Genomic DNA, 6,819 nt, shown 5'->3' with positions numbered 1-6,819 from the left:
TGACGGTAACCAACTCCAGACGTCCCCCTACCCCCCTGTTTCTGGGGGTGCGGATAGCGCTGAGCTTATAGGGTTTACATCCCCTCCTTACTTCGTTTATGGGGTTGGAATTTACCGTTGCGTGACTAAACCATGCCACCAGCAGCTTGAAAGCGAGCACGGGCTTTCTTATAGGCTTGAGTTGCTTGGATTTTTTCTTGGGTATTCTCGTCGCTTTGAAGTTCTTCTAGACGAGCTTTTGCTTCGTTGAAGTCAACACCTGCAGCATCCTTGTCAATTTCATCTGCGGACTCAGCACCATTGACAAGAATCGTCACTTCATTATCTTCAACTTCCACAAATCCACCCATAAGAGCAATTGGTATCCACTCTTTTTCTGAACGAATTCGCATCACACCAGTATCCAGCGCTGATAACAGAGGAGCATGATCACTCAATATACCTAGCTGACCGGTAGTGCTGGGTAAAATTATTTCTTGTGCTTGGTCATCCCAGACGGTTTTGTCGGGAGCAATAATACGAACAGTTAAAGCCATCAGCAGAATGAATTGTGTTTGTTGGACGTTGGCAGTTTAGCAGCTTGAAAGTTGAAGGTTACAGGTTGAAGGTTACAGGTTAACTAGGTTAACCTTCAACCTTGATAACCTTATTAGCATCAAACCTGACTTAACTCTTTAGTTTTTCAGCTTTAGCCATCGCTTGATCAATACTGCCCACCATGTAGAAGGCTTGCTCAGGAAGGTCATCCAATTCCCCCTTCAGAATCATTTGGAAGCCTTTGATAGTATCGTCCAAGCTAACATACTGACCAGGAGAACCAGTGAAGACCTCCGCTACAAAAAACGGCTGAGACAAGAAGCGCTCAATCTTGCGGGCGCGAGCCACTGTTAGTCTGTCATCCTCGGACAATTCATCCAAGCCCAAAATCGCGATAATGTCTTGGAGTTCCTTGTAACGCTGTAGAGTTGCCTGCACAGCACGAGCTGTTCCGTAGTGGTCTTCCCCGACAATGCTCGGTTGCAGCATGGTGGAATTAGAATCGAGGGGGTCAACAGCCGGGTAAATTCCCTTAGATGCTAGGCCACGGGACAACACCGTTGTACCATCTAGGTGAGCAAATGTAGTGGCTGGGGCTGGGTCGGTCAAGTCGTCAGCTGGCACATAGACTGCCTGAATGGAGGTAATTGAACCCTCGTTAGTGGAAGTAATCCGTTCTTGTAGAGCACCTACATCTGTTCCCAAAGTAGGTTGATATCCTACCGCAGAAGGCATTCTTCCCAAAAGAGCAGACACTTCCGAACCGGCTTGTACAAATCGGAAGATGTTATCGATAAACAGCAACACGTCCTGCTTGTTCACATCCCGGAAGTACTCAGCCATGGTCAACGCTGACAGACCCACCCGCATCCTCGCACCGGGGGGTTCATTCATCTGACCATAAACTAGGGCAATTTTCGACTCGTTTAGATCATCCGGGTTGATCACCTTGGATTCCATCATTTCGTTGTAGAGGTCGTTCCCTTCACGGGTACGCTCTCCCACACCGCCAAATACTGATACTCCACCGTGTTTCGTGGCGATGTTGTTGATCAACTCCATCATGATCACAGTTTTGCCGACTCCAGCGCCGCCAAAAAGACCAATCTTACCACCACGTCGATAGGGAGTCAGCAGGTCGATTACTTTAATACCGGTCTCGAATACTGAGGGCTTGGTTTCCAGCTCAGTTAACTTGGGAGCAGGGCGGTGAATTGGGAAGCGCTCCTCAGATTCTGCCGGTCCTCTGTTATCTACTGGTTCACCCAAGACATTGAAAATCCGTCCTAAGGTAGCCTTGCCGACGGGTACACTAATGGGGGCACCAGTATCAATAACTTCCATACCCCGCACCAGACCGTCTGTACCACTCATGGCAACAGAGCGCACTTGGTTATCCCCGAGAAGCTGCTGCACTTCGCAGGTCACAGCAACATCTTGTCCAGCTTCATTTTTGCCTTCAATTCTCAAGGCATTGTAAATCTGCGGCATTTTGCCGCTGGGAAACTCTACGTCAACAACCGGACCGATAATTTGGGCAATAGCGCCCGTGTTTGTTTGTTCTGCGGTGCCTACCATATTGCGCTTATTTAGTCAAGCTATTGTTACAGATTTTGGAAAACAGTCTTAACATTTAGTAATGCCACTCTCAAGATTACCATTGTTAGGGTTCAACCGTATCAGAACTTGATCCCAAATTAAATATAAACAGGACTATAGGTCCCATCCCTTAGGGGTGACCAGGCAAGCATCCCTTGGTTCATAATCACCTTCAAAGGTGATCCGATAATTGTTCAGCCAAGTAATAGGCTCAATTTAGCTATACACCCCACACCCGTTCGCCCCGTCAACTGACCTACGTTTCACGTAGCTTGTCACCCCTTCAGCTACTAGACACTTACTCTTCTTCTTCGTCTTGAGTGAAGCGTTGGTATTCTTCCTCTCGTAGCTTTTCCTTAACTCGTCGGATGGGTAGATTAGCAATTAGTGCTGTTGTCCGTTGGTTGCTTTCTAAGGAAAACTCTGACCCTTCCGAATCAATCTCAACGTAGCGAGAGACCACCTCCAGGATGTCTTGCCGCATCGACTCCACCATTTTAGGACTCAGGTCAGAGCGATCGTGGGCAATTACCAGTTGGAGGCGGCGCTTAGCCTCCTCACGGCTGCTTTGAACACTCCTCCAGGAAAAAAGTTGTTCTAGAATTTCGATAATCATGGGGCTTTTTGGAGTAGTGAATAATCACACAGGGGGAGAAGGAAGAGGCTCTTTGGCAAGACTAGTTGTTGGCAATTCACAATGTAAAACCTTATTGGAACAGGCGGCGTAAGCGGCTGATTAGGTTGTCGTGTTCTGCCATCAGGTCGAGGAAGGAAATATTTGCACCTTCTAAGCGTGCAGCAATGTTTTCAATGGCAATTCCAGGCAGAGTTTTCTTTTCTGATAAGATCAAGGGTTCACCCTGATTACTGGAGACAATCACCCGTTCGTCTTCGGGGATAACACCAATTAGGGGAATAGCAAGAATTTCTTGGACATCTTGAACTGACATCATCTGATCCGCTTTTACCATTGTCGCTTTCAGGCGGTTGACAATTAGGCGGGTCTGCTTGATTCCTTCCGCTTCCAGTAAGCCAATAACTCGGTCAGCATCCCGCACTGAGGTAATCTCTGGTGTAGCAACGATTAGGGCTTCAGTAGCTGCCGTAACCGCATTTTTAAACCCGCTTTCGATTCCTGCTGGAGAGTCCACCAAGATGTACTCGTAATTCTTGGCTAACACCCCCAACAACTTTTTCATTTGGTTGGGGTTAACGGCTTCTTTGTTACGACTTTGGGCTGCAGGTAACAGGACTAGTCCTTCCTGCCGTTTGTCTTTGACCAAAGCCTGGTCTAAGCGGCACTGACCTGTTAAGACTTCAATAGCCGTGTAGACTACCCGATTTTCTAGTCCCAACAGCAGGTCTAAGTTTCTCAAACCAAAATCTGCATCCACTAAAGCAACTCGACGACCCAAACGAGCTAGGGCTAAACCTAGATTGGCGGTAATGGTAGTTTTCCCCACCCCTCCTTTGCCAGAGGTGACAACAATAATTCGACTCATGAATTCAACGACAAGTGGGTTTTAGCAACATCAGCAGCTCTAGCAATACGAATCCCAACGGATGTCACGTAAGCTACTTCAGGATAGTACTGAAGTGGCGGTGTCTCCGGTGCCCTAGCTACAGCATCAGCAATCCGCAACTGGGTGGGTTCCATTTTTAATGCCATAATCCGACATTTTCGATTACCATTCGCACCGGCGTGGGCAATGCCTCGTAGATGCCCCCAAACGAAGATATCCCCAGCTGCAATCAATGCACCACCAGGGTTCAAGTCCCCTATTATAACAATAGTGCCAGGGTGACGAATCTCTATACCCGAACGTACTGTCATTTGTAAGTACAGAGGTTCTGCGAGTAATTCAGTAGGTTGATCAATCTTTTGATTCAAAGAGTACTTAGGAGTTTCTTGTTCTACTGAGTACCCAGCAGCTGCTGCAGCCACAGCGGTTTGTCGGCGCGTGGTGTAAACTCGCTTTAGCCTTAACTGGACTGCCCCAAGGGCATCAGCGATCGCTTGTAGCTTCATCCCATCCAGCAATTGATCCCCAGCCATCAGATGGACACTGGATTCAGGCTGCCAAAAGCGCTCTCCAGCATTGAGGCGATGCTTGAATTGTTCCCATAGGTCCGACCAATTGACAGTACTAGGGTTTTTAGTGGCTGGTGGCAAGATCAACAACAGCCGTTTCCCCTCACTTTTTAAGCGAACTTGCCCAAGGCAGTTAACTACCGAGTTGCGGTCGTTGGAAACCGTTGAAACTGGTGATGGTTGGGCAGAATCAGAAGTCATGCAACAAGGAGCCAGATTGGTTAACGCACCGAAGATAGATTCTTCCGTGATCATACCTTCTTCAGCAAGTTCTGGTGGATAACTGTTGAGAATTGTAGCTAATGGTGGTAGGGAGCAAAAGGGCAAGATACTTAAGAATACTATTGCTCTGTTACCCCACACCCACAACCGATATCCTGTCAAACATTCTTACTCTGCACTCAATCGACGGTAAACGGTCACCAAGCCATTCACATCTCCCACATTGCCAGGAAATAGCACTACAGGTAAATTATGAAACTGGGGATGGTCAGCAGAGGTTAGTACCATTGAGCATCCAGGAAGGATCTGACCCAATAGTCGTGCTGACCTCAAAGCCAGGCCAGTACTTAAGACATCATTGGAGGTAATACCCCCTTTACTGATTAAAAACCCCATATCTTTAGGCAATCCCCTCACGATATCCATCAATAAGCCTGAAACTACTGCTCCAAACGCCAGCCGTTTCTGCACATCCTCAAAAACCAATTCCTGACGAGAGGTATAAACCACCGGTGTTTTACCAGTACTGTGAATTTCCTGAACGCGCTCGAGAATACTTGCCAAAAGTTTTGCCCGTTGCTGTTCGGATTCATCCAGTAAATTGGCTACATTTACCTCAATCCCCTCAATCCCAGATGCTCCCAATAGCTGCTCCAGCTGTTGAGTAGTCTTTTTAACGTGGGAACCCACAATCACAACTCCTGGTTTCCCCTGTCGGACATACTGAGCCATATTCATAGGGGCTACCGGTTGGAAGCCAAGACTAGCAAGGGAGGTTAAAATACTAGCAGCAGAACGAAACAGAAAGCGTTTCCCTTGGGCAGCAGCCCTTAGGACATCTGCCGCAAATTGATCTAAATCCCCTTGGGTTTCCCCATCCACAACGCCACACTGGTTATTGGTAAGTTTGAGAAGACGCTCCAAGCTACTGTTACGAATATCTGCTAGTAAAAACCGCTCTACTGCATCAGCCTTGATCTGACCTTTGGTCTTTTCTTGGACATAATCGGGTAAATAACTATGGCGATATCCAAATACCGAGTCACGGGCAAACTCGGTTTCATGCACTGGCGTTCTAATACCATCAATGATTAGGTAATGGACACTATCGAGAGTGACTCGTCCGCCCTCAAAGAATGCGGGGACTAAGAAATGGGCATCAAATGGTCCGACTTCTTGGGCGATTACATCAATTTCGACAGGATAATGCCCCCGCAAGGTGGAGTCAGAGCGACTGACTACCATAAAATCTTTAATTCCTTCAGCGTCTATGGCCATTTTGAGGTTATGGCAAACTTCCCGAGTCACAGTTGCTGCTTGCTCTGGGTTAAGAGCTCTGGTATTAGTAAGAATAAAAAAGATTGGGGAGTTATCCCTTAGTCCCAGCCGCAATGTATCCACATCCCAGTGCATCAGCAACAAGCAGCTGTGAACTGTCTGGGAGCCAGTCGGGTCATCATCAAGTACAATAATTTTTGGTTTTTTGCTCATTTCCCAAGCCTGTCATTAAAGTCAGTTATTTACCATGGTAATCGGGAATGGGTAATCGGGAATGGGTAATTGCTGATTGTGATAGTAATGGTTATAATGATTAGGACATAAAGCTAAAATTATCGATAAAAATATAGCAGATAATCTAGCACAATTACATCAACAATTAAACAAAAAAAAAGGTCAATTTCGAGCATTTACTACGTAAAAATACTGTAATAATATTTGTAATAAATTACTGAACATCCCTTACCACGAATTAGCAATTATTAAAAATATCTATAAACTTAGTTATAGTTGATAAGCTTTTAAAAATCAGCTATAATTATAGTTATAGAGCAGTGCTAACTGATTATTAATAAGAAGTTATACTTCCCTTATGTTACCCGTTACCTATTTTAACCAGGATGTTAACGTTTAACTTATAATTGCTATATACTAAGGGATCACCAGGCAGCACTAACTCACAGTTGATCCACTATGTGTCCACTAGATTGTCGCTATAAATTATGTCAGACCAATCCCGTCCAGAAGCACAAAGCACTTCAACTCTAGAAGAAATTCGCACCACACGGCTTGAAAAAGTTGAACAACTGAAAGCAGAAGGATTAATTCCCTATGCCTATAATTGGGAATCTACAGCTCAGGCTGCCGAATTGCAGCAAAACTATGCTGACCTAGGCAATGGCGAAGAAGTAGATGTGGAAGTGGCTGTTGCTGGTCGGATTATAGCTCGTCGTGTCTTTGGTAAATTAGCTTTCTTCAACATTCAGGATGAGACTGGTACAATTCAGCTTTACCTGGATAAAAAGAGAATCACTGCTAAAATGGCAGACCTTCCCAATGCTTTCAATATTCTCAAAAAACTCACTGATACA

Annotated in this window: 7 protein-coding genes; 1 reads left to right on the top strand and 6 read right to left on the bottom strand. The window is 45.8% G+C overall.

Features of this window, described 5'->3' with window-relative positions; genetic code table 11:
- Positions 1-125: 125 nt before the first annotated feature.
- From atpC to F6K20_RS18595, 6 genes are all read right to left on the bottom strand, one after another.
- On the bottom strand, positions 126-536 hold the full coding sequence (atpC, locus tag F6K20_RS18620) for an ATP synthase F1 subunit epsilon (protein ID WP_008183048.1): 411 nt from the start codon (positions 534-536) through the stop codon (positions 126-128).
- Positions 537-666: 130 nt separating this feature from the next.
- A complete protein-coding gene (atpD, locus tag F6K20_RS18615) occupies positions 667-2,115 on the bottom strand; it encodes a F0F1 ATP synthase subunit beta (protein WP_008183049.1) in 1,449 nt (482 codons plus the stop codon).
- Between the two features lie 319 nt (positions 2,116-2,434).
- A complete protein-coding gene (gene minE, locus F6K20_RS18610) occupies positions 2,435-2,752 on the bottom strand; it encodes a cell division topological specificity factor MinE (RefSeq protein ID WP_008183051.1) in 318 nt (105 codons plus the stop codon).
- A 91-nt stretch (positions 2,753-2,843) separates the two neighbouring features.
- The gene (gene minD, locus F6K20_RS18605) at positions 2,844-3,638 is read right to left on the bottom strand and encodes a septum site-determining protein MinD (protein ID WP_008183054.1); all 795 of its coding nucleotides are present in this window, start codon (positions 3,636-3,638) and stop codon (positions 2,844-2,846) included.
- Complete coding sequence (minC, locus tag F6K20_RS18600; protein ID WP_044492862.1) at positions 3,635-4,429, bottom strand: septum site-determining protein MinC; 795 nt, start codon at positions 4,427-4,429, stop codon at positions 3,635-3,637. The genes minD and minC overlap by 4 nt, the downstream gene beginning before the upstream one ends.
- 189 nt (positions 4,430-4,618) lie before the next feature.
- Complete coding sequence (locus F6K20_RS18595) at positions 4,619-5,941, bottom strand: four-carbon acid sugar kinase family protein (protein ID WP_008183058.1); 1,323 nt, start codon at positions 5,939-5,941, stop codon at positions 4,619-4,621.
- Between the two features lie 509 nt (positions 5,942-6,450).
- Here F6K20_RS18595 and F6K20_RS18590 point away from each other — a divergent pair.
- The coding region (locus tag F6K20_RS18590) for an OB-fold nucleic acid binding domain-containing protein (RefSeq protein ID WP_287295601.1) at positions 6,451-6,819 on the top strand (369 nt) is incomplete at its 3' end.

The sequence above is a fragment of the Moorena sp. SIO2C4 genome, from assembly GCF_010672485.1.
Classification (GTDB): Bacteria; Cyanobacteriota; Cyanobacteriia; order Cyanobacteriales; family Coleofasciculaceae; genus Moorena; species Moorena producens.
Note: the sequence above shows the minus strand (reverse complement) of the source record. Positions and strands in the feature narration are given on the sequence as shown.

Coding starts and splice junctions, on each gene's coding strand:
- atpC (WP_008183048.1), bottom strand. CDS start 536: ATGGCTTTAACTGTTCGTATTATTGCTCCCGACAAAACCGTCTGGGAT.
- atpD (WP_008183049.1), bottom strand. CDS start 2,115: ATGGTAGGCACCGCAGAACAAACAAACACGGGCGCTATTGCCCAAATT.
- minE (WP_008183051.1), bottom strand. CDS start 2,752: ATGATTATCGAAATTCTAGAACAACTTTTTTCCTGGAGGAGTGTTCAA.
- minD (WP_008183054.1), bottom strand. CDS start 3,638: ATGAGTCGAATTATTGTTGTCACCTCTGGCAAAGGAGGGGTGGGGAAA.
- minC (WP_044492862.1), bottom strand. CDS start 4,429: ATGACTTCTGATTCTGCCCAACCATCACCAGTTTCAACGGTTTCCAAC.
- F6K20_RS18595 (WP_008183058.1), bottom strand. CDS start 5,941: ATGAGCAAAAAACCAAAAATTATTGTACTTGATGATGACCCGACTGGC.